Below are 26,091 nucleotides of genomic sequence, written 5' to 3'. Positions count from 1 at the left end.
CGCCAGTTTGCTGTTACCGAGCCTAATCAGGCCTGGTGCGGTGATGTGACTTATATCTGGACGGGAAAACGCTGGGCATTTAAGATCAAATGTCAACCGAGGTCCTGAGTGACACAGATTAATGCTAAGGAAATATCTCTGCTAGCTGCATTCTTCGATACCAATCCAGAGTTTTGGTTTAACGTCCAGGATAACCATGAGCGGTGGGTATTACGAAATAAAAAAACCAGCGTCTGATTGCTACGCTGGATTTGCTGAATAATCTTTTTACTCGACTATCTTATAATTTGCCTGGCATCAGCTCTTAGTTCGTCAATTTGTAGTGCTGATATCACAGGGCCACCGCTAAGGTGGCAGTGCAACATAACACTGATATCAACCAGTAGGTCTGCAAAAGCTATGGCTTGGCTTTGTGGCTGAGTATTTTCAGCTGGTGTAGCGATAATTGTTATTAACTCATTTAAAAAGGGTATGAAATTTTCAACCTGCTTGATTGGTTGTGAATTGTCCATTAGCTATCATCCCTTGGCGTTTTATTAACGAAGTTATCGATCATTTCTTGTTCACTAAGGTTTTCTACATTGGGGCGTTCAGTCGCAGTGCTTTTCCCCGCACCAAGGCTGTCATTCTCGAAAGTATCTTGAGATGTTCCAGCATTCATTCTTGATTGCGTGCTTTCACGAATAGAAGAAGCAATTTTACCACCAGTGGTTCCTGAAACTTCGTGCTGCACTGAATCTCTTATTGAACTGGCTTTCTCTTGCACGATATCACGAGCCGCATCAGCTAGATTAGACCCCATAGATTTAGCAAAACCTCCTGCTCTTCCCATTGCTTCTGAGAAGTCACCTCCTGACGAACTACGTCCTTCACCACTAGGGCTACTGCCAGCGTCAATGCTTTGTTGCGCTGATTCAAATGCTGCCTGAAGCGCTGATGTGCTACCTGCGGCACTGGTAGCCGCCGACATTGCACCTGATGCAGCTGTAGAAACTGCGGCAGCGGCCATGCTTGCGGCTCCCATTACAGCCCCGGCCCCAAAAGTGCCGATACCACTTTGTATTGCACCTGCGCCGACTATCCCAGCCAGTAGCGTTGGGATTTTATTGATGAGCGCATATAAAATGACCGTGACAACCAGCATTACGGCCATTTCTTTTAAACTGATGGTATCACTCAACTTGACGTAATATTCATCCAGAAATGTTTTGCCAATACCAACCAGTAAAATCATCATCATTAGCTGTATCCCGACTCCCACTACTGTTTTGTAGTAGTTAATGGCGATATCTGATGTCCACCGACTACCACCGAAACCCAGTAGAAAAATACCGGCGTATGCAAGTATCCAACTGGTTACGAGCAGTAGCAGCATTTGTACACCTATCAGCGTTAAGATCAGTAATGTCGCTAGCGAGAAAAGAATGGCGCAGGTTGCATCGACTGGCGCCCAAAAAGTTGACTGATCAAACGCACGAAAGAGAATATCAAACCCCATATCAACAATATCGTAGGGCTGTAGTTGGCTACCTAAGCCAGCGGCTTCAGCTCCGATCATTTGAGTCGATTTAATGATCGACATTGCTATCGAAGGGGCATTAACCAATATCCAGAAAAAGAAGCCAGTAGCGGACAGAAAACGTAATGCTTCTGCGAAGAACTCCTGAATATCTGCTTTTCTTAATGCCATCATGCCAAAAGTCCAAACCATACTTAATAAAGCCATTCCCCAGAATAACCATGAAGCGTATTGAACCATGACAGCCCCCCAACCACTGGCGGCGCTCTGAAATCGGTCTAATACCGTATTCATTATCCCTGAGTTATCAATTGCTGCTGTGGCGTTAACGGAATACCACATGAGGAAACTGGCTAACGCTAACATCCATTTAGAACATATTTTCGCTTTCATTTTATTTGCTCCATTACCAACTTTGGGAAGGGCTTTTCTTGAATTCGCCCTTACGAAGACATTTGGAAGCTAGCTCCCGACGTTGGGGGGAGTCCTCCATGTGGCGCACATCACTGCATGACTGATTGTTTTTTGAGTTATCGCATCCGCTAAGGACTAATACCGCAACGGCAAAACCGATTTTTATGATCATCGTGTTGTCCTCACCAGCTTCCAGGGGGGCTTTTCTTAAATGAGCCTCTGCGTAGATGAAGGGAAGCAGCTGCTTGCTGGGCTTCCCTATCTGTAATAACTGCGGAACGGGTGGCATCAGCATTTTGTTGGGCGACTAACAGCCCCCTGATTTGCAGTAATTGATTAGTTTGGGCACTGGCTAACTGATTGGCGTACTGGATTGCAGCCATCTGTCCAGTCGCGCCCTGAGCTTGTTGCTGTAAGTGGACTAATTGGCGTGCATCATTTTGTAAGGCGGTTTGCTGCTGATCTACACCACGAAGCACCGCATCATTGGCCCTCTTTTGTGCTTCTGAGCCATAGGTTTGCGAATTCAGCATGATTTGCATCTGTTCGGGTGTGCAGCTATTGCTGCTGAAGCAGGGGGATGTCCGGTAAAAATTGATGTTCTGGTATTTAGCCAAGTAAGCATCAATGTTGCCGACCTGCTGTTTGTAGTAACTCAGAGTATCAATTGCGCTCATCAACTGGTTGATGGTGCTGTTGGCCTGATCCCAGATATATGCCGCAGGTGCAGCGGTGTTTTGCAGCATGTTTTCGTACTGCTGTAATTGGGTTTTATATTGCTCAATTTGTTTTAGCGTTTGAGCCACGCTTTCCATCGCGGTCATGATGTTTTGCGAGAGGTTGGTGACATCCATCACTGGGATACCCGCCCCTGCCGCTTGAATTTTTGAAACAGGGAAAACGGCAGTGGACGCCATGAAGATGACTAATGTGAACTTGGTTGCTATCGCTAACTTAGTGCAATGCATATTTTTCTCCGCTGTGATGAGGGCATGTGTCGGGAGATAACAGGCCCAATACTTTTGCCTCGCAGAGCAAGATCCCCGTTGAGCGCCGAAGGTGCGAATAAGGGAGAGTGAAGATTGATAACCAGCTTGCTGGTTAGCTAACTTCACCTATCTTGCCCTCGTATCTGCCAGTTTGTTTTCAAGACATATTTCTCAATCAAGATAAAACCAAGATTCGAGCAAGATAAAACCGAGATAGAACCAAGATGAAATCAAGATTAATCCAAGATATATCCAAGAAAATTAAATAAGATATAAATATGAGTAAACGATATATCGTAATTTAACTTTTCATGGTGATAGAAAGTCGCCTGAAATTACCTCTGAAACTGTTTCTGTTGGGAAATACATTCTTCTACCGACATAAAATTTCTTGTCATTTAACTTCTTGGCCCAAGGCTCTTTGGGTTGCAATAACGCCATTCTTAGACCTTCTGGTTTTCTACTTAAAATGGCCGCGAGTTGCTCCAGTGTTATCACTGCTCCATGCGTTTCAATCAATATATCGAAATTACTTTTCATAAACTTGGCTCAATTAACATTGGATGATTTATTATTATCTGGACTTGGTTAGTTTGCATGGTAGTATTATTTAAAATTCCTACACCTTATGAGTGAACTCACTATATGTTTTCGAAAAAAGAGTTAATCGAAAGGGATAAGGTTCGTACTACTTTTCTGATGCAAGAGTTAATGCGAAGAACTAATACAACCAATCCAAATCAATTCGCCAAATGGTTTGATCTGCGTACCGAGAGTATGAGAATCGATGGGAAAGAGATTCCGGAAACAACAACATCGAAGAAGTGGTATCCGATAGCTAAAGGCGATCAATCGATAACAAAGAAGACCTTAGCTGATCTCAAAATGTTCTTTGATGACATAGAGATAGTGTATCAATATGGCCCAGGAGGGCTGTGGGCGGCTCTGTGGGGGCATACCAGCCAATTGGTGGCCTGTATGCGAACGCATCCAATGATATCGGCGTCATCACCACTAAAAGAGTTTTCAACGGCAATAACCATATCGGCAAATTTGGGTTATACAGAGACATTGACCATTGCAGATTTAGCCAGAGCTGTAGCGGCTTATAGATTTCACTTAATAACAGACAGAAAAACTCAACTTGAAGGTGTAGGCATTTATATCTGTGATATTTATTTCAAGAATGTTCGTAAGATTTTAAACAGTGAATTATTAACTCCAGAACTTATTGAGTTAGACCTTTTATCCACTATAACGAACGAAATTGATAAATTAGAATTAGAGAGCAGAAAAGATGATAAATATAACTCATCTTTTAATATTGATTCATTTTGCCCGCAAAACTTAAATTTTAGCCGCTAAAATTTAGCATTATGATAGCAAAACAGAATCATTAATAAGGTGCCTTTGATTTTCACTTTTAAAATTGGATTGCATTCTGTGCTACAGAAATTGCTTTGAAAAAACTCAGCACTATAATTGTTAGTGGGTTAATACCTGCCTGTCCTCTCGAAATTTGGTTTCTTCCGCCGAAGTATGTTGATAACTAAACTAGAGAGGACTCCTTTATTTATCATCTCAGAGCGGTGGGTTTCGATATTTCCCTTGTGCTAAATCGGACAACCAATCACAAACATCCTTTGATGGAACTCCAACTCCTGTCATTTGAAAGTTTATCCAGGCATCTAGTGATGCAGCCTTGATCGATTCCCGCCTTTCCTCTTGTTCTACATAGCGCGTAATAGCCTGCGTCAATAACCAGTGTATTGAGCGGTCTTTCGTGAGAGCAAGCTGCGCCAGTCTGTCTTTCATTTCTGGGGCGATCTTGATTGATATCGTCTGTTTCATCTTGATCAACCTACTGTGGGTATTCGCGTTAGCTTCATCATAGCGCCTTTCTCTGGCGTAAAACGTATTGAAACTGGATTTGAGTCGCCACTCTTACTCTCAAACCTGCGTTTGTTATCCCTGATTTTTATCTAAGTCAGGGTAGTTATTGGTAGAAATAAGGTAGAGAACATTTTGCTGCTCTGGAAAGCAGGCTACATGCGGGTTACAAAATATAGAGCGCGATGCAACTACGAAAAAACGCGATGCAACTACGATGAAAAGCGATTCAACTACGAAAAAAGCGCGACGCAACTACGAACTTTTTAGCCTGCGCCATACTACTTGCGTGTTACCTTTGGCGCTAATATCAATCCGGCCTTCGGTTATAAAATTCAGGCGAGTTAGATCATTCATTGCTTTTTCCACCGCTTGCCTAAAATCTCTAAGGCGTCCGGTATAAACAAATTTTTCTTTAAGCCAATCAAGAGAATAGTATTGAATTTCATCATTGGATGTGGAAATTAATCGTTGCAATGCTTTCGCCATATCTTGCTTGTTACTGAATCTCAGTCTCTTATCCCATTCAATCAGTGAAAACTCTCTGTTTCGGTACATTTGATGCCAACGTGGATCTATCCTTAGCGTATAGACTTGCAATGCACTGTCATAATCAAAGTTATCAATCATATGTAATGCTGCTGTTGTTCCAATTGTTAGTTTGTTTGCGCCGCTTTTGGTATTGACCTCAATAACTAGCATGGCGAACGCGAGGCTTTTCATACTCCGGTCTAACCACTCATAGTTTGCACCACTGGTATTGCGACCTATGGCTTGAAGAAATCTGGCTCTCTTGATGACGACAGGCTCACCTAATGGAAGTTTTGATGCTTCAAACATTACCTGCATCCAAACATCAGCTTGAGATTCGTCTAGCTGTTCACCCCAAAACTTAATTACTGCATCTTTGCGGCTGACAAGAATCGCATTTCTGTATACCTGCTTTGGCTTGGCTCCTATAGGTGCAAAAAGGCTTGAGCGGGCTATGTGATTTGGCATAGCACGGTAAGAATCGCCAATTTTAGGGAGATGAAGAGGCATTAACTGTCTATCATTAGATTTTTGCTTACTTCTCTTTGGCGAATTGGCTTGCATCTTTTGAACGCGAGCGAGAAGGGAAGACTTAATTTCAATATCACTCACCAGATTATCGTCCGGTTTTAAGAGCTATCGGCAGTACCGATCTTTTTTTGTTGCGGGCGATTTGCTCCGCTTTTGTTGGGCGGCCACGCTTGGCAGGAACAACAAGATTTATTGAGCTGGGTAGGGGAGGTTGCTGTGGAGTACACACATGGCAAGCCAACCATTGTTCTACATCTTCCAAGCGCCACAATAAGCGCTTAGTATTGGGTAATCGGCAGATAGGTGGTAATGAAATAGGATTGCGTGTGGCATCGCTGCGGATACTGGCCACGGTTTTATGGATGATTTTAGAAAGTTGTTCGGCGGTCATTAAGTCTTGCATAAGCACTCCATCTTGCGACCATGCTTCTTGCATTGGATCGCATCGGGTTTCAGATGAGTGCAATATTTGCAGAGTGATTAAAAGACATCGCGGTAGAGGAACAGGAAAAATCTTACACTAAATCTTGATGTTACTACGCCACAATCTTGCCACACTTATAACGCACAATACTGCAATTCAACCTCGTGTTCTGCAATTCTTTGTTTGTATAATATTTTGATTTTTATTGAAAATATAGTATTAATCCCAGTTAGCCCCAGAGTTTAAATTGGCTTTGCCAATGCGCTGATCAGCCGGCTGGAAAAGAAACTCATTGCCCGCGGCTGCCCGAAGCTGAATATTATGGTGCGCGAAGACAATGATGCAGTAATCGGCATGTATGAAAAACTCGATTACGAAACCCAAGACAGCATCATGCTGGGCAAACGGCTGATTGTTGATCAGGAATATTGAGGGTTTAGTTGGGGGCGCGACAGTCATGTGCGCCACTTATCCTGTTCCTTTGGTCGACATCAAGCATTCCGCTATCATCATTGGTCTTGTTCAGGTTTATTGGTAACCCCGATCCATATTATTTTTCCGCAATCACATCGTAAATATCATTATGTTCTTTAGTTAATACTTTTATTGAAATAGATATCCTATTTTTCGAATATTTAAATATGAAAATGTTATGAAGAACGGCCATTTTAAATTATCATTCGCATGATATAGTCAAATTCTATTGTTTTACCAAAAGTAGTGCGGCGATTTTAATTAATCATTTTATTCATGTTTTTCTAATTTTAATATATTAGATAATCTTATATGTGCGGGGAGGTATATTCTTATGCGTAAAGTAACTTATTTAATGACAACATTAGCTATTACATTAAGCACCTTTGCATTTTCAGCGAATGCTGCGCCGAAAGGCAAAGATGCGCCGGTGACGATTTTAGTCTCAGCATTATCATACAGTTTCCCGCATTTTGTTTTTCTCCAAGAACAACTTGAAGCTGAAGCTAACACATTGGGTAATGTAAAAATTATTCGCTCTGATGGTCAATTAAGTGCGCCTAAACAAATTGCTGATATTGAAGCAGCAATTGTTCAAGGGGTTGACGGCATTATTATCGCCCCCGCTGATGCAACTGCTCTGGCACCCGTATTGCGTACGGCAATTAAAGAAGGTATTTCAGTTGTGACCATTGACCGCCCGGTCAATGGAGTACCCGAAGTTATTGCCAATGTGGCAGCAGATAATTTAATCGGCGCACAGCGCCAAGGCGAGGCAGTCGAAAAATTATTCCCTCAGGGAGCCACGATTATTAACTTGCAGGGAATCCCAGGCGATAAAACAGCAAATGACCGTAGTAAGGGCGTGCACGACACATTAGATAAGCACCCTGAGCTTTACAAATTTGTTGCCGAGCAAACTGCGCGCTTTAACCGCGACCAGGGCTTATCTGTGACAGAAAATCTATTAACCGGTTTGGCAAATCCCCCAACAGTGATTGTTGCAGGCAATGATGATAGCGCATTGGGTGCTGCTCAGGCGGTTGAAGCACGCGGCTTGAAAGGCAAAATTGCTATCTTTGGTTACGATGGTTCAACCGATGCCCTGAAAGCGGTGCGGGATGGTGTATTAACGGGGACAGTTGATCAGTACCCAGGAAAGCAAGGCCGTGAAGCGGTAAAAATCTTGACCGATTACATCCGCACCGGTGCACGCCCGGCAACAGCAGACGTTTTAGTTAGCCCTGTCGCTATTACCAGCAAAAATCTGAATGATGCAGAACGTATTGGACTTGTAAAATAATGTCGCTCGAGACTTTATTATTATATTCACACCCCGATTCTCCAGCAGTGAGTCGGGATAGCGATGAATATATTAGCATTCGGAATCTGACCAAGTTATTTTTTGGTCAGACCGTGCTGAATAACGTCTCTTTTTCTCTGCGAGCAGGGGAAATAAGAGCGCTATTAGGCGAAAACGGTGCGGGGAAATCGACGCTAATTAATATATTAAGTGGGGTACATCAACCGGATGGCGGCAGTATTATTTTACAGGGCCGGACAACCTCATTTAATAAACCACTTGATGCCTGGAAAGCCGGTATTACCACTATCCATTAGGAATTTAGTCTGTTCCCGGATTTAACCGTAGCCGAAACTATTTTCGCCGGACATTTGCCGGTAAATCGATTTGGTTTTGTCCGCTGGAAAGCCATCGTGAATGACGCGCGCCAGGTCTTGGCACTGCTTGGCGTGTCTATCAATCCGTTACGCAAAATTGCTGAATTAAGTATTGCTGAACAGCAGTTGGTGGAAATAGCCCGGGCGCTCACATCCAAACCTCAATTAATTATCATGGATGAGCCGACCGCAGCATTAAGTCCAGCTGAAGTCGAAAAATTAAAACAGGTGGTGCGTACCATTTCTGAAAGCGGGGTTGCTGTTATTTATGTCAGCCACCGCCTTGAAGAAATTACCGCACTATGCCAGACCTACAGCGTATTAAGAGACGGCCAACTGGTCGGGCAGGGCGAAGTTAAAGATGTCTCAGTTGATAATCTTGTCCGGCTGATGGTGGGGCGCGATTTAGCCGAGTTTGACCGCTCTGTACGCGGCGTGACTGGCGACAATATTCTGGAAGTTGAAAACCTGTCGAGTGCATCTGCTGGAGCCGATCGCGTCTCTGTCCGTCAGGTCAGTTTTACCGTGAAAGCAGGCGAAATTGTCGGTTTTGCCGGGCTGGTGGGGGCGGGAAGAACGGAAATTGCCCGGCTGTTATTTGGTGCAGATCCAATAGGTAGCGGGACATTACGTGTTCAGGGGAAAGCTTACCATCCCTCTTCCCCGCGCGATGCCATTGCCGCCGGTATCGGCCTGGTGCCGGAAGACCGTAAGCAGCAAGCTTTGTTTATGTCGCTATCGGTAGAAGAAAATTTCGCGATTATCTATTCACCTTTCCGCGCCGCCCGCCACTTTATTGAAAGGCAACGTGAGCGGGCTTCTTTTCTTGATTATAAACAACAGCTAAACCTGCGTGCCGTCAGTTTAGGGGCCGACATTGCCACGTTGTCGGGTGGCAATCAGCAAAAGGTGGTACTGGCGCGTTGGATGGCCCAGAACCCGGCACTCTTGATTGTCGATGAACCGACGCGCGGAGTCGATATTGCCGCAAAAGCGGATGTCCACCGGTTGTTGCGTGATATGGCGGCAAAGGGCGTTGCGATCATTCTGATTTCCTCAGATTTACCGGAAGTGCTTGCCGTCAGTGACCGTATTCTCACCATGCGCTCGGGGCAATTGACCGGCGAGTTATCGGCGCATGAGGCTAATGAAGAAAACGTGATGCAATTGATGACGCGGCCTATTAAGCCAGTGTGAATGAATTTATTGGATTAGAGAGATGACTATGAGTTCGACAATCCTGACGGGAAATAAAAACAGCAATAAGAAGAAAGCTATTTTGGCGCGTTATGCCCCGCTTATCTTTCTGGTGCTGTTAATGGCGCTATTTACGTTATTAGCGCCGCGTTTTCTCTCTTCAATCAATCTTTTTAATATTGTCAGACAAGTTTCGATCTACGGCATTATCGCCGTGGGGATGACTTTCATTGTTTTGACCCGTGGCATTGATTTATCTGTCGGTGCCATTGCCGCTTTATCGGGTGTGGTCGCTGCGGTGGTCGCGAAAGGCGGTATTGAAGGCCAGTTTATGCTGTTCTCCGATGGGCGGGAGATAGCCTGGCAATGGGCCGCATTGGCCGCCATTATCACCGGCGGGCTGGCAGGAGCATTGCAAGGGTTGATTATCGCGCGCCTGGCGGTACCGGCATTTGTCGTGACTTTGGGCGGGTTGACGGTGTTTCGTGGCCTGACATTGATGATAAGCAACGGCAGCCCGATCAGTGGGTTTGATGATGCTTTAGGCTGGTGGGGGCGTGGCATGGTGGGGCCGGTTCCGCTGCCGGTGATTGTTTTCGCGGTAGTGGTGATTATCGCCTCAATAACCCTGCATTTTACCCGTTATGGTCGCTCGATTTATGCCATCGGCTCAAATCCTGAAGCAGCACGGTTATGCGGCCTGAATGTAAAAGGCGTGGTGACCAGTGTTTATGTACTCACCGGACTATTAGCCGGATTGGGGGGCTTTTTGCTCACCGCGCGGCTGAATTCTGCGGAGGCGGTAGCAGGGAATCAGTATGAATTATATGTCATCGCGGCGGTGGTGATTGGTGGCACCAGTTTGTATGGCGGCACTGGCAGTATTTGGGGCACCGTGATTGGCACACTGCTGATTGGCGTGTTGCTCAATGGGCTGGTCATTCTGAATATTTCTCCGTACATCCAGCAGTTGTTAATTGGCGTCATTATTGTTGCCGCCGTGACATTCGATATCTTTATCAAAAGGCAAAAAAGATGAGCAGAGCCGTCTTCCTTACCGGCACCTCTGCCATTGAGGCGCCGAAACAAACCTTATTGGCAACGTCTTTATCCGCTGAATTTGATAATGGTGCTTTGCGCTGGATTCGCTGGCGCGGGGTTGAAGTGTTGCGCGCATTGACATTCTTGGTGCGCACGCCGGGATGGGGAACTCCTGAACCGCAGATTAGCGGGTTAGATATTCAGCAGAATGATGATTCATTTGCAGTGAACTATCAGGCGCATTATGTCAATGGCGGCGAACAGGTTACGGTGAATATTCGTTTTGCCGGGCGCAGTGATGGGGCATTATCAGCCAGCGCCCATATTGCTGCCGATACGCCTTTTGCAACCAACCGCACCGGGTTTGTGGTGTTGTATCCTCTGGATGGATTTGCGGGCACCACCGTCCATGTTGAAGATGCTGATGGGAAAAACACCGAGTTAACCATTCCAGCAGCTATCAGCCCCGGGCAGCCTATCTTCAATATTCGCGCGATTACCCATCGGCCAGTTGAAAATCTGTCAGTCACTACCCGATTTGATGGCGATATTTTTGAAGCTGAAGACCATCGCAATTGGTCGGATGCCTCTTTCAAAATATACAGTCGCCCAATCGGTTTGCCTTATCCATATCATTTGCTGCCGGGCGAGAACTCGAATCAATCAATTATTATTGATATTAGTGACAGTCGAATACCGCAGCCTGATGAACCAGCCAGTATCAGCGCCGAAGCTCGCGTGGTGGTGGGCGCAGTGACCCAACAGCTCATTCCCGCTATTGGTCTGGGATTATCTGCGGATGAGAGTGCGGCGGCCATCGCCTACGCGCCACAACTGGCAAATCTTGGCCCAGTCCATTTTTTGCTGCGCTATGATCCCGCCGCTCAGCATCATATTGAACATCTTGTTGCCGCCAGCCAACTGGCTTCCCGCACAAATTTGCCGGTGGCGTTTGAATTGCTGCTCATCGCCAGTCATGACCCAAAACCAGAAATCTTGCAGGCGGCGCAATGGCTAAAAGATGTCGGTATTTCACCCGTGTCAGTGGCGATCTTCCCCAAAATTGATGAGCGCTCATTCCAACCCGGTGAAACTCGCCCGCCATCACCCTCTGATATCGATATCTATAGCGCGGCTAAACAAGTTTTCCCTGATATTCCAATCGGCGGCGGCAGCCCGGCATTCTTTACTGAATTCAACCGCAAACGCCCCTCGGCGGGGGCATTTGATTTTATCACCCACGCGACAGCGCCCACGGTGCACGCGGCGGACGATGCGTCGGTTATCGAAACCTTGCAATCACTGCCCCATATCATTGGCTCTGCCAGACAGATTATTGATTCTGAAAAAACTATTGCCAGCAATGTGCCTTACCGCATCGGCCCGATTGGCATTGGAGCGCGATTAAATCCCTATGGCAGCGGCCCGTTGGCGAATCCGGATTCAGCCCGCGTGGGATTAGCGGCGAATGACCCGCGCCAGCGCGGTTTGTTTGCTGCGGCCTGGCATGTCGGCTACGCCGCCGAGGCCGCCAAACACGGGGTCGATACCTTGGTGCTGGGCGCGCCGACCGGGCCATTTGGGGTGATTTCCACTCAACAAAACTATGCCCGCGAGTGGTGGGATGAGCAGGGCGAGGGCCATGTGTATCCGCTATTCCATATCGTCGCTGATTTAGCCTCTGGCAGTGGAAAACCGCGTATCGAGGCCAGGTCAAGCCATGAAAAGCTGGCGATTATTGGCTGGCAAGAGAGCCACGAAAATATCCTGCTGATTGCCAACCTTTCCAGTGAGCCAGTGAGTGTCACGCTAGCAGATGTGGGCGTGGCTCGGGTGCGCATTCTGGATGTGGCACACAGTGAACTGGCGGCGTTATCTCCCGCACTATTTCGTTATAAAAGTGAAGTTCGTTATAAAAGTGAAGTTCGTCATAAAAATGAAGTTCGTCATAAAAATGAAGTCCGTCATAAAAATGAAGTCCGTCAGGAAAGTGACGAGCGGGATATCGGGCAGGGAATCAGTCTGGATGCCTACGCGGTGGCAAGAATCAGTTATCAGAGAAATTAACCTCATGATTGCAAAATTAAAAGGCGCTGTTATTGGCTGTGGATTTTTTGCCCAAAATCATCTGGCGGCTTGGCAAGATATTGACGATGTCGAGATTGTCGCGGTCTGTGATTTGGATATTAAGAAAGCCAAAGCGGCGGCAGAGAAATTCGGCATTGCGTATTACACCGACGATGTAAACGCGCTGTTCGCATCACAAACGTTGGATTTTGTTGATCTTCCGACCACCATGGAAACCCATGAAGCACTGGTGATCGCGGCGGTGGCGCACCAGATCCCGGTGATTGTGCAAAAGCCATTTGCGCCCGATCTTGCAGGTTGCCGCCGGATGGTGGCCATGGCACAGGCGGCGAATGTGCCGCTGATGGTGCATGAGGATTTTCGTTTTCAGAATGTTTTCAGAGCCGCGAGAAAGATTATCGACAGTGGCGAGTTAGGGGAATTAACCTTTGGTCGGCTGTCGTGGCGAACCGCCATTGACGTCTATTCCAACCAACCTTATCTGATAAAAGTTAAGCGTTTCATGATAATGGACGTCGGCATCCACTTACTGGATCTGGCGCGGTTTTTATTCGGTGATGCACAGGGCGTGTTTTGTCGCACCCAGCAAATCAAAGCGGGTATTGCCGGTGAAGATGCCGCCACTATTTTGCTCTCACATGACAATGGCGCGACCACGGTGCTTGATTTCAGCTATGCATCGCGACGTCACCCCGACCCTTTCCCACAAACATTGGTCGAGATTGAAGGCACCGCCGGCACATTATTGATTGGGCCAAATCAGGTGCTCACTGTCCACGCCAATGGCCAATCCAGACAGGAAAAAATCGAGCATGACGCACGCTCATGGGCCAGTGAACCCTGGACGCAAATTCAGGACAGTGTAGTGCATACCCAGCGCCACTTTATTGCGTGTTTGCGCCAGAATCGCGAACCGGAAACATCGGGGCGGGACAGTTTATTGACCTACGGCTTGCTCGAGGCGGCTTATTTGTCGGCGTCAACCGCGCAGCAAGTTCAGCCCGAGAGAGATTAACACTCGCGAGGAGACATTATGGGCTTAAAAAACATAGATTTAAAAAACATAGATTTAAAAAACATAGAGTTAAAAAACACCCAGCCATTGGGGAAAACAGGGTTTCAGATACCGACAGTTGGGGTGGGAACCTGCCCATTAGGTGAATTATTCGAAGAAATTGCGGAGCAGGATGCCCAGACAACACTGGAAACTGCATGGGATAACGGAATCCGATTATATGACACCGCGCCTTGGTATGGGCGCGGTCAAGGGGAGCACCGAACTGGGCGATTTTTGTATCGCAAGAACCGCGATGACTATGTGCTGTCAACCAAAGTCGGCCGCCGCTTGCTCGCACCGCGTTCGCGCAAAACATTCCAAACTGCGCCCTGGCAAGGTGGGCTGGCCTTTGAAAGTGTCCATGATTATAGCTATGACGGCATTTTGCGCTCCTATGAAGACAGCCTACAGCGGCTAGGTATCAATAAGGTGGATATTTTATATATCCATGACTTGGATACGGGCTATTTCCCCGATGAACAAGATTTGCTCGGAAAATTAAAAGAGTTGGAATCTGGCGGTTTTAGGGCGCTGGAAGAATTGAAAGCCGCCGGGGAGATTGCCGCGTTCGGTGCCGGAATTAATGAGCCGGGCATGATTAATCGTTTTCTGGACCGCTACCCATTAGATGTGTTTTTGGTGGCCTCTCGCTACACCTTACTTGAGCAAGATATCTATGCTGATGAGCTGCTGCGGGCGCAACAACAGGGGGTGGGTATTGTCATTGGTGGCGTGTTTAATTCCGGGGTATTGGCCACTGGCATCCAGGATGCCGCGCGTTATGACTATGGCAAATTGCCAGCTTCAATCGCCGCCCGAGTTCGAAAACTGCAAGCCGTCGCGGCTGATTTTTCCGTCCCACTCGCCGCCGCCGCCTTGCAATTCCCACGAGGATTCAGCGCGGTTGCCAGTGTGCTGTATGGCCCATCCCGACCGGCTGAAGTCACACAGAATTCAGTGAATTTTCAATATCCTATCCCCGCAGAGTTTTGGCTCGCCTTAAGGGCGCAGGGGTTGATTGCCGAACATATTCCATTACCTGACTAAGTACCGATACCCGACTAAGCACCAAGCGATTATTTCTACCAGGGGGTTCTATGACATATAAAACAATAATCTCGGCCAATGAGTTGGCTGACCATCTGCACGATACAAATTGGGTCATTTTGGATGCGCGCTTCACGTTAGATGATGAAAACTGGGGACAAAATCAGTATTTGGTGAGGCACATTCCCGGTGCTCACTACGCCAATTTAGCCACGGATTTATCCGGCACCATTATTCCTGGGCATACCGGACGCCGCCCATTGCCGCAGATTGAAGTGTTTGCAAACCGGCTTTCTCAATGGGGCATTGGCCCTGACACCCAAGTCATTGTGTATGACGCCAGTGGCGGATTGATGGCGGCAGCCCGCACCTGGTGGATGTTGCGTTGGTTAGGGCACGATGCAGTGGCGGCATTAGATGGCGGCTGGCCCCAATGGACACAGGCCGGCTATCCCACCTCCACCGAGGTTGAAAGCCCAACTCCTGCTGTATTTGTTGCCAAAGAGCGCCCTGATTATCTCGCGGACGTGGCGCTGGTGGATAGTGTTCGTCAGAACCCAGAGTGGGCGGTGTTTGATTCCCGCTCAGAGGCCGGTTTCCATGGTGGCGGTGTCTACCATGACCCGGTTCGCGGGCACATTCTTGGTGCCAGGTTGGCTGACCGCGCCAACACCCTTGACAGCTACGGGCTGTTTTTTTCACCGCAACAATTACGCCAGCATTACACCCGTCTATTGGGGGACGTGCCGATTGAGCGCACCGTTTTTTACTGTGGTTCCGGCGTGACGGCGGCCCAGAATCTTTTGGCGGTGGCCCATGCGGGGCTGGGGGATGCCAAACACTATGTCGGTTCCTGGAGTGAATGGATTATCGACCCCGCGCGGCCAGTCGAATTATAGACCCTGCAACGCCAATAAAGTTGGGTATATTTTTCAGCAAAAAACCGATTTTAACATTTTATCTCAATGCTGGCGGTGATGTCGGCGGGTGACTATTTGAAGGTATCTATGAGTAATATTATTGAAAAGTTATTTTCTTTACAGGGCAAAGTGGTGCTGGTTTCGGGGGCGGGCGGGGCAATTGGCAGTGTGCTGAGTAAGGCGCTGGCGAATGCCGGTGCAACCGTGGCATTGCACGATATTGATCTGGCGCGTATCAAACCGATTCAAGACGCCATTGAAGCCGAAGGCGGTAAAGCTTTGTCGATTACCGCGGACTTAAGTGATGTCGCAGCTTGCCGACAGTTGGTCGATACCGTGTATGACCAACTCGGGCGTATAGATATCCTGCTCACCAGTGCCGGTGTCAATCGCAGGAAGCCGATTAAAGATGTCAGCGCCGAAGACTTTGATGCCATTATTGATATTAATTTGCGTAGCGTTTACTTTTTGGCGCAAGCCGTCCAACCCTATATGACGAAACAAGGGGGCGGTAAAATCGTTAATATCAGTTCACTGAGCGCGAAGCATGCTTTTAACACCATTTCTGTCTATGCCGCGTCAAAAGCCGCCGTCAGCCAATTAACTAAGGCGATGGCGCGTGAATGGGTGGGCGATAATATTCAAGTGAATGCTATTGAACCGGGCTTTATCAAAACCGAATTTACCCGCCCGCTGTGGGATGACGAATATCGCTCAAAATGGTTCCAGAACTTTATTCCGCAAGGCCGTTTAGGTAACCCAGATGATTTAATTGGCGCAGTGCTCTTTTTAAGCTCAGCAGCTTCGGCTTATTTGACCGGGCAAGCAATTACCATTGATGGGGGGGTGTTGTCAGGTTCTTCATGGGTTAATCCCGATCCTCTTCGCTCTTGACGCTGCGGCGGTGTTAGCGGCGCTTGCGCACCCGAATCACTGACTGCCCGTTGACCTTAAAATAAATAGACTCATCGGGATTTACTCGCTTGCTGCCTTGCCGCAACACCAATAGCTTTGAGGATACTCTTCGCTCTTGACGCTGCGGCGGTGTTAGCGGCGCTTGCGCACCTGAATCACTGACTGCCCGTTGACCTTAAAATAAATAGACTCATCGGGATTTGCTCGCTTGCTGCTTACTTGCGATTCCAATGATGGTGCGGTGTGATATTACTATCTGGAGTCGCAAGCCAAAGAGCTGCGACTCCCCTAGTGTTAGCGATCAGATTGACTATTTAATCTTTGTGATGTTTTTCACATCGACTTCCACAGAGTTCCAGTCTTTATCCACTTTCCCTTCAATTTGGACTTTATCTTGTGGCGTAATGGTTTGGCCTTTCCAGCGCTTACTGTCGATATCCACCGTAATGGTGCCAGTGTTATCGCGGAAAGTATAAGTATCATGGCCGAGCCGCTCTACGATATTCCCCTCTAAAGTGACGCGGGCATCATCACGCATGCTTTTCACTTTATCCACCGTGGTATTTGTCGCACTCGGGCCAGAGAAGCCGCCTTGTGTTGCTGGCTGAGTCTGTGTTGTTGCCGGGCCGTCAAAACCCCCTTGCGCGGTGTTTGTCGCACTTTGCGCCAGGAATGGTGTGCTGCATAACATGGCCAAGGTGGCAACTAAGGTCAGTTTCTTCATTTTATTGCTCCTTCAATGAATGAATTATTGCATATGAAACCAGAGACCTTTTCGGCCTCGCTACCCAATACTAGACCAAAATCACATTAGAATTTGCCTAATAAGAAAGCAACCCATGCCGAAAAGGGCTGTTTGATGAATACAAATGGGGATAAAGTCTATTTAATCAACCTGATTGAGTGTTTTTTCTTTGGCGGCACTATTCGTTTGATTATGCCGATAATAAGAAAGAATGATGAAAGCTGATTGTGTTATGGCACTTTTTCAGCGAGCTGGACTCCAATCTCTGGTTATCATTTTTCAACTGCCATGCTTTTGCTTCTGTGCAGGGTTCTCTGCAAAAAGGTTCTTTGTAGAAAATGTTCTTTGCAGACAAGCTGATTGGATGCAGTGGTTTTTTTAAGGAGCTTTAGATGAATATTCGCCTACGGTTGTCAGGGGTGCGCTTGTTATTACTGGGGGTCCCTCTGTTATTGGCCGGGTGTTCAGCCACGTCCGGGTTTTCTTGGTCAAGTTTGTCTCCGCTGAATTGGTTTAGTGGCAACAGCAGTATGCAAGTGACTGATAATGGTGTCGGTGGTATCACGGCCAGTACCCCTTTGAGCGAAAATGAGATTAAAGAAGGGCTGAAAGGTGATTATCGGCTACGCAGCGGTATGGCAACCAATGATGGCAAGCTGGTTTCTTTCTACCAAGCCATGAAAGAAAACCAGGTTAAGTTGGTTTTCTCTGGTCAGCCCAAAGGCACGGTAGAACGCATTGATGTCATGGATAAAGATATTCCGAGTCAATGGGGCGTGAGTATTGGTGCGCCATTCAGTCAGTTATATAAAAAAGCCTTTGGTGTTTGTCAGAAAGGCACTGGCGATGATAGTGGACAAATAGAATGTGTAGCACCCGATAGCAAGCATGTTAGCTATTTATTTGCGGGCGACTGGCATGGCCCAGAGGACTTAATGCCATCTGACGATACTTTGCAAAGCTGGAAAGTTAGCAAGATTATATGGCGCGCTAAAAGCGAGTAAATATTATTCTCCTATTAGGGCGCGGCTTATGTCTGACGCCTTAATAATAATCTCACCCCACTAAACGCCCATTTCCTTTCGCCCAGTTTTATTTTGCGTTGACGCAAGGTTATTTTAATCGCTTCAGTTATGATATTTGGCATAATCGATACGGGTTTTTAGTGAGGAAAAAAAATGACTCAAGTTCAGAGTGGCATTTTGCTGGAGCATTGCCGTTTTGCCATTTTTATGGAAGCAAGAGTACAGGGCGAATTTGATACCATTCGCCAAGGGTGTAAAAAATTCTGCCTTTCATTGCAAGAGTTACAACAAAAATTTCCTAATGAGCATTTAGGCGCAGTTATCGCGTTTGGTTCAGATATTTGGCATGACCTATCCAATGGTCAAGGTGCACCAGAATTAAAGCCTTTTGTTGCCTTGGGCAAAGCGCCGATGATTGCCCCTGCCACCCAACGCGATTTATTGATTCATATTCAGTCATTACGTCAAGACATTAACTTTACTTTAGCACAAGCCGCTGTTGCCGCTTTTGGTGATGCTATTGCGGTTGAAGAAGAGACTCATGGTTTCCGCTGGGTGGAAGAGAGGGATTTTACGGGTTTTATTGACGGTACAGAAAATCCGCAAGGTGAAAGTCGGCCAGAAGTTGCTGTCATTGCTGAGGGCGAAGAGGATGCCGGCGGCAGTTATGTATTAGTTCAGCGCTATGAGCATGACCTGAAAAAATGGCAGCGTATCCCGGAACACAAACAAGAACAAATTGTGGGGCGGACCAAGCATGATAGCGAAGAGTTGCCATCGGACCAGCGTCCTGATACTTCCCATGTTAGTCGGGTTGACCTTAAAGAGAATGGCAAGGGGCTGAAAATTCTACGTCAAAGCTTGCCTTACGGCACCGCCAGCGGCAAACACGGCTTGTATTTCATTGCCTATTGTGCGCGCTTACACAATATCGAGCAGCAATTATTGAGCATGTTCGGCTCAATAGACGGCAAGCACGATCTGTTATTAGGCTTTAGTAAGCCAGTGACCGGCAGTTATTACTTTGCGCCGTCGCTAACTAAATTATTGTCTTTATAATTGCTTTTATTCTGAATGACAAAAGGCCGGTTTCCCGGCCTTTATCTTTTGGTGACTCATTAAGTATTGTTATTAAAGCGCTATAGCGTCGCGCATTCTGTTTACGACGGTCTGTTTCTGTTCTTTGGTCAGTGCGCGCAAGGGTAAGCGCGGATTACCGGCATCAATGCCGTGTAATTGCATTGCTGCTTTACCGGCGGCAACGCCACCAAATTCAACCAAGATGCGAATAAGTGCAATAACCTGATCCATACCGCGTTGCACGGCAACTTGGTTACCCGCATTAAAATCAGCAATGATTTTATGGAACAGCGGCGCTGCATAATTATAAGTGCTGCCAACTGCGCCAATAGCGCCCACTGCCAGGCCACCCGGTAAATGCTCATCAACCCCAAATGGAATATCAAATTTACCGCCGCTGACACGTAGACAGCGCTGGAATTCATACAAATCCGCATTATTGAATTTAATCCCTGACAGGTTTGGGATTTTTGATTCGGCTTTGATGAGGAATTGTTCCATATCCAAATTCACACCGGACATTCCGGAATGATAGTAATAAAAGCCTTTCGAAGGGGCCGCTGCCGCGATGGCCTGACAATAAGCAATTAGCTCGTCAACATTACCCGGTTTGAAGAAGCAAGGGCCGATGGCCGAGGTTGCGAAAATATCCAGTGTTTCGGCATGGCGAGAAAGGTCGACGGCATCTTTAATGCTCAATGCGCCAGTATGTAAGGTAATACTCAGTTTACCTTGCGCCGCTTTTACCCAGCGCTCGGCAATTTTTTTGCGCTCTTCTACTGAGCAATGAATACCTTCACCCGTGGTGCCACATACATAGACCCCTTTCACACCATCATTGACCAGATGCTCGGCAATTTGGTCGATGACGGGATAATTAACTTCACCCTGCTCATCAAAGGGAGTGTGCGGAGCTGCGATCAGGCCGGTTAACTTTTTCATACGCATCCTTAATAAATCAGAGAGAGTGGGGGGCATGGTTAGCCAAAATAGTTTTGGGTACAAGTGACATCTGGTGTGATCAATTTCCCGTCAGTTTTGCTGCTTCGTGTTTTTGTGGTGCTTCGTGTTCTTGTGGTACATATTGTTGAATAGCTTCACAAAACCAACTACAAATATGTTCAATGCGCGTAATGGCGGAACCGACGGTGACGGCATAAGCGCCTGCTGATATTGCCGCTGCGGCTAATGCTGGCGAGTTATAACGGCCTTCGGCAATCACTCTACAGCCCGCTTGGGATAACTGTTTTACCAGTTCTAAGTCCGGTTCGGTGGGAATTGATGTTTGGGTATAGCCCGACAATGTGGTGCCGATAAAATCGATACCTAACCGGTGCGCTAATAGAGCATCTTCAATATTAGAGGCATCTGCCATCGTCAGGCAGCCGGTTGCCTGCGCCCGCTGGAATAAATCTTTTACTGAAACCGGGCGAGGGCGGCAGGTGACGTCAAAAGCGATAATATCGGCACCGGCAGCACTTAATGCATCTATATCTTCCAGCCACGGGGTGATCCTGACTTCTGAGTCAGGCAAATCGCGTTTAATAATGCCGATAATTGGAGCATCGGTAACCCGGCGCACCGCTTCAATATTCCTAATGCCCTCAACACGCAGACCCACCGCACCACCGGCCAGTGATGCCAATGCCATTGCCGCCACAATTTCTGGTGTATCCATGGCGCTGCCGGGGACAGGTTGGCATGAGGCGATAAGGCCATTTTGGAGCTGGTGGCGGAGACGACTTGTTTTACTTAGGTTCAGATTGCCCACGGTCTTTAGCTCCGATTGTGTTATTTAAGTGAAGTTTTACTCCATTATGTTAGATCTTTTATCCGTAGGGTGCAATGGTCAACCTTTCATTAATCGGGTCAAAAAGTATTTATTGTGGAGTGTAACTCCAACATGAAAATAATAATGGAGTTGTGACGGAAAAATTGTCATAGTCATCTTATTAACATCATTACAGATATAGAGGGTTGCGCCAGATGGGAAAAGTGTTGGCACTGGATATCGGTGGAACAAAGATTGCTGCGGCGGTGGTGACTGAGAGCGGCATGTTAGTTGGCCGTCAGCAGATAGCGACACCCCATGGCGGGGCTGCACAGCTGGCGATAGCGCTGGAAACGCTGATTACACCTTATCGGCATCTGGTTGATTTTATTGCGGTTGCTTCAACTGGCATTATCAGGGGTGGGGGTTTGACGGCACTTAATCCTGTTAATTTGGGCGGCTTAGCGGATTTTCCGTTACAAGATTGTATTCAGTCGATCGCTGATTTGCCTTGTGTGTTGCTCAATGATGGGCAGGCGGCCGCCTGGGCTGAGTATCAAGCACTCAGTGATAATTACGACAATATGATGTTCGTGACGGTTTCCACCGGTGTGGGCGGCGGCATTGTGTTGGATAAAAAACTGCTGGTTGGTCATCACGGTTTGGCTGGTCACATTGGCCACACATTAGCCGATCCCCACGGCCTGTTATGTGGCTGTGGCCGTCGAGGATGTGTTGAAAGTGTCGCCTCCGGGACGGCAATTGGCGCAGAAACGCTGGGTTGGAAACAGCCGCTTTCTGCCGCCAAAGTGTTTGAATTGGCGCAACTTGGCAATGTTCAGGCAGAAAATATTATTAACCGTTCCGCGACTGCGATTGCTCAAATGCTGGCCGATATGAAAATGGCATTGGATCTGGAAATAGTCATTTTGGGCGGCAGTGTTGGGCTGGCGGCGGGGTATTTGGAGCGGGTCATTGGCGCACAAAAGGTATTGCCGGAAATCTATCGGGTGCCAGTTCAGGCTGCTCATCACCAGCAAGATAGTGGGTTGTTGGGCGCGGCACTGTGGGCCAAAAATACTCTTTGTCATTGAAGCCGCAGCGGCTCTCGCTCACCCGAATCACTTACTTGAGTAAGCTCATCGGGATTAATGAGCCTCATCCTTGAGGCTCACCCTGCGGGCTAGCATAAATGTAGTTCAAATCGGTTCCCGACCGATTTGTCTCTCGTTTGCTGCCTTGCTGCGACACCAATGACTTTGAGTATATATTTTATGATTGAATATTGAGGCTAATATGATCAGTGGATCATTAACACAAACAGCTTTTTTCAGTGGGTTACCAGAACGTCTGCAATGGGTTTTAGCCTATTTGGCTAAGACGCCCTTGGCGGAGCTAAGTTGCGGGCGTCATGAAATAGACGGCGAGCTTGTTTTCATGAATGTGATGGAGTTTGAGACCCAACCGGCTGACAATAAAAAAGCTGAAATGCACCGGACTTACGCTGATGTTCAATTGCTGATAAGTGGCATTGAAGGCATTGAATACTCGACTCTGACACCCACTGAGCATCTCGAACCCTATCATGCTGACGATGACTATCAACTGATTGCCGAGATTCCAGATAAAAGCCAATTACGCATGCTACCGGGGATGTTTGCGGTATTTCTACCGGGCGAACCTCATAAGCCTGGTTGCCAGATTGCGGGGTCGGGCACTATCAAGAAAGTGGTGGTGAAAGTTCATCATAGTTTATTGCATAACAGATTATCTCTATGATTTTTAAATAATAAGAAAGCACGTTATCTTTGACATCTTCCCCGGCCCCCCGGGGTTTTTTTATTGATCTCACCCCGCACAATAGCGCCATTTGTCTTCACGAAATGGGCCAATTATGTCATGATGCGCGGCAGAAGCGTCCCTATCCGTCAATTCTCTTTTCCTTGAGGTGTCCGCGTGAATACTGGTGCCCCCCGTTTTAAGCCAGGTAAAATTCTTGATGCCTTGGGTGCGATGCAAAATAGTCTGACCCGCTCAGCGCAGCGTATTGCTGCCTATATTTTGGCGGAACCCGCCAAAGTGACCCAGCTTTCCATTGCCGACCTTTCCTCCCTCACACAGGCCGGTGAAGCCACTATCATCCGTTTTTGCCGCACGCTGGGTTATAAAGGATTCCAAGATTTCAAAATGGATTTGGCCATTGAGGTAGCAACCCGCCATCACAATGAAAACAGCCTGTTAGATGCTGATGTGCAAGAGGGCGATGATGCATTGGCGATTGGCAATAAATTGCAATCGGCGATTAATAATGTGCTGTCTGAAACGCTGAATCTGTTGTCTTTTGAGAGTGTTGAACAGGTGGTTAAGCTATTGCGCCCGGCTGATCGCATCTGCATTTTTGGTGTTGGCTCATCCGGTATCACTGCGGAAGATGCCAAAGGTAAATTGATGCGTATTGGATTGCGGGTCGATGCGGCCACAAATAATCATTTTATGTATATGCAGGCTTCTTTGATGCGCCCCGGTGATGTGGCAATGGGTATCAGCCATTCGGGTACCTCAGCTGAAACCGTGCAGGCATTAAAACTGGCGAAGCAGGCCGGTGCGACCACAGTGGCGCTGACGCACAATATGGGCTCCACCATTACAGAATTGGCGGATTATGTGCTGATTAACGGCAACCGTCAGGGGCAGTTGCAAGGGGATTCCATCGGCACCAAAATTGCGCAATTGTTTGTTTTAGATCTGATTTATGCCCTGTTGGTCAAAGCGGATCCTGCCCAGGCAGAAAGCATTAAACGTAAAACCACCCAAGCGGTCAGTCAAAATGGATGACCGGTAATCTGTTTCTGCTGCCATATCTAGCCGCTGCTGCGGAGATCTTTCGCCCGCAGTGGTAAATACCCCATCATTCTGTTGCTTATCTTACTCACTCTGGCATTTCGCTATCTTTGTCACGTTTTAGACACATTGTGATTGAAATAGCGGGCTGATCTTATACACTCAAATGGAGTTTTACTCCTTTTAATTTACTTTCTTGGAGTAAAACCACATAAATATAAATGTGGCGAGAACCTTCGGGTAGTGACAGATTAAGTGATTTTAAACAATCAGTTGCCAGGGTTTATCTGCCGCGAGGAAAACAGTTTCTGCCAGTGAACTTAGCTGGTGGTGGAGAGAGAGCGACGCTATGAGCACTTCAGTACAACCACAAACGGACAAACCTCCTCGTGGAGAGAAACCATTGCGCTGGTACAAGCAACTCACCTCTGCACAATGGAAGGCATTTATTGCCGCCTGGATCGGTTATGCCCTGGACGGCTTTGATTTTGTTCTTATTACTCTGGTTCTGACTGATATTAAACAAGAATTCGGTTTGACGCTGATTCAAGCAACCAGTCTGATTTCAGCGGCCTTTATCTCGCGCTGGTTCGGGGGCTTGGTGCTGGGTGCTATGGGTGATCGTTATGGCCGTAAATTAGCCATGATCACCAGTATTGTGCTGTTCTCCTTTGGTACCCTGGCCTGTGGTTTGGCACCGGGTTACACCACGCTGTTTATTGCCCGACTGATTATTGGTATCGGGATGGCGGGGGAGTATGGCTCCAGTTCTACCTACGTGATGGAGAGCTGGCCGAAGAATATGCGTAACAAAGCCAGTGGTTTTCTGATTTCTGGCTTCTCTATCGGTGCCGTATTAGCCGCGCAGGCTTATAGCTATGTGGTCCCGGCATTCGGCTGGCGTATGCTTTTCTATATTGGTTTACTGCCGATTATCTTTGCTTTGTGGTTGCGTAAAAATCTGCCGGAAGCAGAAGATTGGGAAAAAGCGCAAAGTAAACAACAGCAGTCGAAGCAGGCTAAAGACCGCAACATGGTGGATATTCTGTATCGCAGCAACTTGAGCTACCTGAATATTGCGCTGACCCTCTTTGCCGCCGCCGCCCTTTATGCTTGTTTCACCGGCATGGTATCCACCCCTGTCGTGGTGCTCCTTGGTATTCTTTGTGCAGCAGTATTTATCTACTTTATGGTACAAACCAGTGGCGATCGCTGGCCGACCGGTGTGATGCTGATGGTGGTGGTGTTCTGTGCCTTCCTCTACTCATGGCCGATTCAGGCATTATTGCCCACTTATCTGAAAATGGATTTGGGCTATGACCCGCACACCGTGGGCAACGTGTTGTTCTTCAGTGGTTTTGGTGCCGCCGTGGGCTGCTGTGTCGGGGGCTTCCTAGGGGATTGGTTGGGGACGCGTAAAGCTTATGTCACCAGTTTGCTGATTTCACAATTACTGATAATTCCACTGTTTGCCATTCAGGGCAGCAGCATCCTGTTCCTCGGCGGTTTATTGTTCCTGCAACAGATGTTGGGCCAGGGGATTGCCGGGTTATTACCAAAACTTCTGGGCGGCTACTTTGACACTGAACAACGTGCTGCGGGGCTGGGCTTTACCTATAACGTTGGCGCACTGGGCGGGGCACTAGCACCTATTCTGGGGGCTTCAATTGCTCAGCATCTTAGTCTCGGTACGGCATTGGGTTCACTCTCATTTAGCCTGACATTCGTCGTGATTCTACTCATTGGTTTTGATATGCCATCCCGTGTACAGCGCTGGGTGCGCCCAGCGGGGTTACGGATGGTGGATGCCATTGACGGCAAGCCATTCAGTGGTGCTGTTGGCCCAAATCATGCCAGTGTGGTGACACAGAAGTAAAATAATGACTTTTTATTGCCCGGTGCAGGTTGGCCG

26 protein-coding genes and 2 pseudogenes are annotated in these 26,091 nt (G+C 47.5%); 17 read left to right on the top strand and 11 right to left on the bottom strand.

Annotated elements, in window-relative coordinates; genetic code table 11:
* Positions 1–275 precede the first annotated feature (275 nt).
* The 5 genes from FTA91_RS14820 to FTA91_RS14800 form a co-directional block, all read right to left on the bottom strand.
* Positions 276–512, bottom strand: a complete 237-nt coding sequence (locus tag FTA91_RS14820) for a hypothetical protein (protein WP_145583549.1) — start codon at positions 510–512, stop codon at positions 276–278.
* Positions 512–1,912 (bottom strand): P-type conjugative transfer protein TrbL, encoded by a 1,401-nt coding sequence (gene trbL, locus FTA91_RS14815; protein ID WP_145583547.1) that lies wholly within the window; start codon positions 1,910–1,912, stop codon positions 512–514. Before trbL ends, FTA91_RS14820 begins: the two co-directional genes overlap by 1 nt.
* 13 nt (positions 1,913–1,925) lie before the next feature.
* A complete protein-coding gene (trbK, locus tag FTA91_RS20580; RefSeq protein ID WP_072083113.1) occupies positions 1,926–2,105 on the bottom strand; it encodes an entry exclusion lipoprotein TrbK in 180 nt (59 codons plus the stop codon).
* A 10-nt stretch (positions 2,106–2,115) separates the two neighbouring features.
* Positions 2,116–2,901: a P-type conjugative transfer protein TrbJ gene (gene trbJ / locus FTA91_RS14805; protein ID WP_145583545.1), complete on the bottom strand. Its 786-nt coding sequence runs from the start codon at positions 2,899–2,901 to the stop codon at positions 2,116–2,118.
* Between the two features lie 330 nt (positions 2,902–3,231).
* Positions 3,232–3,462 (bottom strand): hypothetical protein, encoded by a 231-nt coding sequence (locus FTA91_RS14800; RefSeq protein ID WP_011815845.1) that lies wholly within the window; start codon positions 3,460–3,462, stop codon positions 3,232–3,234.
* Between the two features lie 105 nt (positions 3,463–3,567).
* On the opposite strand from FTA91_RS14800, the gene FTA91_RS14795 reads away from it, so the two are divergent.
* The gene (locus FTA91_RS14795) at positions 3,568–4,287 is read left to right on the top strand and encodes a hypothetical protein (RefSeq protein ID WP_186377371.1); all 720 of its coding nucleotides are present in this window, start codon (positions 3,568–3,570) and stop codon (positions 4,285–4,287) included.
* 216 nt (positions 4,288–4,503) lie between these two features.
* Here the strand turns inward: FTA91_RS14795 and FTA91_RS14790 are convergent, their stop codons facing one another.
* The 3 genes from FTA91_RS14790 to FTA91_RS14780 form a co-directional block, all read right to left on the bottom strand.
* Positions 4,504–4,773: a CopG family ribbon-helix-helix protein gene (locus FTA91_RS14790; RefSeq protein ID WP_145583544.1), complete on the bottom strand. Its 270-nt coding sequence runs from the start codon at positions 4,771–4,773 to the stop codon at positions 4,504–4,506.
* A gap of 294 nt (positions 4,774–5,067) precedes the next feature.
* Positions 5,068–5,955 carry a plasmid replication initiator TrfA gene (gene trfA, locus FTA91_RS14785; RefSeq protein WP_145583542.1) on the bottom strand — a complete coding sequence of 296 codons (888 nt, stop codon included), beginning with the start codon at positions 5,953–5,955 and terminating at the stop codon, positions 5,068–5,070.
* 4 nt (positions 5,956–5,959) lie between these two features.
* Positions 5,960–6,277, bottom strand: coding sequence for a hypothetical protein (locus FTA91_RS14780; RefSeq protein WP_046050490.1), 318 nt, complete (start codon positions 6,275–6,277; stop codon positions 5,960–5,962).
* 270 nt (positions 6,278–6,547) lie between these two features.
* Here FTA91_RS14780 and FTA91_RS14775 point away from each other — a divergent pair.
* The 10 genes and pseudogenes from FTA91_RS14775 to FTA91_RS14730 form a co-directional block, all read left to right on the top strand.
* A pseudogene (locus FTA91_RS14775) lies at positions 6,548–6,730 on the top strand (GNAT family N-acetyltransferase); the annotation flags it as partial.
* Between the two features lie 376 nt (positions 6,731–7,106).
* A complete protein-coding gene (locus tag FTA91_RS14770; RefSeq protein WP_050112539.1) occupies positions 7,107–8,075 on the top strand; it encodes a substrate-binding domain-containing protein in 969 nt (322 codons plus the stop codon).
* Positions 8,075–8,632, top strand: a pseudogene (locus FTA91_RS20340) (ATP-binding cassette domain-containing protein); the annotation flags it as partial. The gene FTA91_RS14770 and the pseudogene FTA91_RS20340, both read left to right, overlap by 1 nt.
* The gene (locus FTA91_RS14760) at positions 8,627–9,649 is read left to right on the top strand and encodes a sugar ABC transporter ATP-binding protein (protein ID WP_328592896.1); all 1,023 of its coding nucleotides are present in this window, start codon (positions 8,627–8,629) and stop codon (positions 9,647–9,649) included. The pseudogene FTA91_RS20340 and the gene FTA91_RS14760, both read left to right, overlap by 6 nt.
* Before the next feature lie 28 nt (positions 9,650–9,677).
* Positions 9,678–10,688, top strand: a complete 1,011-nt coding sequence (locus FTA91_RS14755; RefSeq protein WP_050112876.1) for an ABC transporter permease — start codon at positions 9,678–9,680, stop codon at positions 10,686–10,688.
* On the top strand, positions 10,685–12,757 hold the full coding sequence (locus tag FTA91_RS14750) for a hypothetical protein (protein ID WP_145583536.1): 2,073 nt from the start codon (positions 10,685–10,687) through the stop codon (positions 12,755–12,757). The genes FTA91_RS14755 and FTA91_RS14750 overlap by 4 nt, the downstream gene beginning before the upstream one ends.
* Positions 12,758–12,761: 4 nt before the next feature.
* Complete coding sequence (locus FTA91_RS14745; RefSeq protein ID WP_050112877.1) at positions 12,762–13,793, top strand: Gfo/Idh/MocA family protein; 1,032 nt, start codon at positions 12,762–12,764, stop codon at positions 13,791–13,793.
* A gap of 18 nt (positions 13,794–13,811) precedes the next feature.
* The gene (locus FTA91_RS14740; RefSeq protein WP_072082435.1) at positions 13,812–14,882 is read left to right on the top strand and encodes an aldo/keto reductase; all 1,071 of its coding nucleotides are present in this window, start codon (positions 13,812–13,814) and stop codon (positions 14,880–14,882) included.
* Positions 14,883–14,932: 50 nt separating this feature from the next.
* The gene (locus FTA91_RS14735) at positions 14,933–15,781 is read left to right on the top strand and encodes a sulfurtransferase (protein ID WP_145583534.1); all 849 of its coding nucleotides are present in this window, start codon (positions 14,933–14,935) and stop codon (positions 15,779–15,781) included.
* 108 nt (positions 15,782–15,889) lie between these two features.
* On the top strand, positions 15,890–16,696 hold the full coding sequence (locus FTA91_RS14730; RefSeq protein WP_235896860.1) for an SDR family NAD(P)-dependent oxidoreductase: 807 nt from the start codon (positions 15,890–15,892) through the stop codon (positions 16,694–16,696).
* 331 nt (positions 16,697–17,027) lie between these two features.
* Here the strand turns inward: FTA91_RS14730 and FTA91_RS14725 are convergent, their stop codons facing one another.
* Positions 17,028–17,441 carry a YgiW/YdeI family stress tolerance OB fold protein gene (locus FTA91_RS14725; protein WP_050112543.1) on the bottom strand — a complete coding sequence of 138 codons (414 nt, stop codon included), beginning with the start codon at positions 17,439–17,441 and terminating at the stop codon, positions 17,028–17,030.
* 413 nt (positions 17,442–17,854) lie between these two features.
* On the opposite strand from FTA91_RS14725, the gene FTA91_RS14720 reads away from it, so the two are divergent.
* Together FTA91_RS14720 and FTA91_RS14715 are read left to right on the top strand one after the other, a co-directional pair.
* Positions 17,855–18,466 carry an RpoE-regulated lipoprotein gene (locus tag FTA91_RS14720; protein ID WP_050112544.1) on the top strand — a complete coding sequence of 204 codons (612 nt, stop codon included), beginning with the start codon at positions 17,855–17,857 and terminating at the stop codon, positions 18,464–18,466.
* Between the two features lie 174 nt (positions 18,467–18,640).
* The gene (locus FTA91_RS14715) at positions 18,641–19,546 is read left to right on the top strand and encodes a Dyp-type peroxidase (protein WP_050112545.1); all 906 of its coding nucleotides are present in this window, start codon (positions 18,641–18,643) and stop codon (positions 19,544–19,546) included.
* Between the two features lie 72 nt (positions 19,547–19,618).
* Here FTA91_RS14715 and FTA91_RS14710 read toward each other — a convergent pair whose 3' ends face one another.
* Together FTA91_RS14710 and FTA91_RS14705 are read right to left on the bottom strand one after the other, a co-directional pair.
* On the bottom strand, positions 19,619–20,509 hold the full coding sequence (locus FTA91_RS14710) for a dihydrodipicolinate synthase family protein (RefSeq protein WP_050112546.1): 891 nt from the start codon (positions 20,507–20,509) through the stop codon (positions 19,619–19,621).
* Positions 20,510–20,588: 79 nt separating this feature from the next.
* Positions 20,589–21,329, bottom strand: a complete 741-nt coding sequence (locus FTA91_RS14705; protein WP_072082456.1) for an N-acetylmannosamine-6-phosphate 2-epimerase — start codon at positions 21,327–21,329, stop codon at positions 20,589–20,591.
* Positions 21,330–21,553: 224 nt separating this feature from the next.
* Between FTA91_RS14705 and FTA91_RS14700 the strand changes: the two genes are divergently transcribed.
* The 4 genes from FTA91_RS14700 (at position 21,554) to FTA91_RS14680 (ending at position 26,055) form a co-directional block, all read left to right on the top strand.
* A complete protein-coding gene (locus tag FTA91_RS14700) occupies positions 21,554–22,432 on the top strand; it encodes an N-acetylmannosamine kinase (protein ID WP_145535259.1) in 879 nt (292 codons plus the stop codon).
* A 202-nt stretch (positions 22,433–22,634) separates the two neighbouring features.
* On the top strand, positions 22,635–23,117 hold the full coding sequence (gene nanQ, locus FTA91_RS14695) for an N-acetylneuraminate anomerase (protein WP_050112549.1): 483 nt from the start codon (positions 22,635–22,637) through the stop codon (positions 23,115–23,117).
* A gap of 234 nt (positions 23,118–23,351) precedes the next feature.
* The gene (locus tag FTA91_RS14690; RefSeq protein WP_456294431.1) at positions 23,352–24,173 is read left to right on the top strand and encodes a MurR/RpiR family transcriptional regulator; all 822 of its coding nucleotides are present in this window, start codon (positions 23,352–23,354) and stop codon (positions 24,171–24,173) included.
* Positions 24,174–24,528: 355 nt separating this feature from the next.
* Positions 24,529–26,055 (top strand): MFS transporter, encoded by a 1,527-nt coding sequence (locus FTA91_RS14680; RefSeq protein WP_050112551.1) that lies wholly within the window; start codon positions 24,529–24,531, stop codon positions 26,053–26,055.
* Positions 26,056–26,091 lie beyond the last annotated feature (36 nt).

The sequence above is a fragment of the Yersinia thracica genome (genome assembly GCF_902170565.1).
In the GTDB taxonomy this organism is placed as follows: Bacteria; Pseudomonadota; Gammaproteobacteria; order Enterobacterales; family Enterobacteriaceae; genus Yersinia; species Yersinia thracica.
The sequence above is the reverse complement of the archived record's forward strand: the minus strand, read 5'-3'. Positions and strand labels throughout refer to the sequence as shown.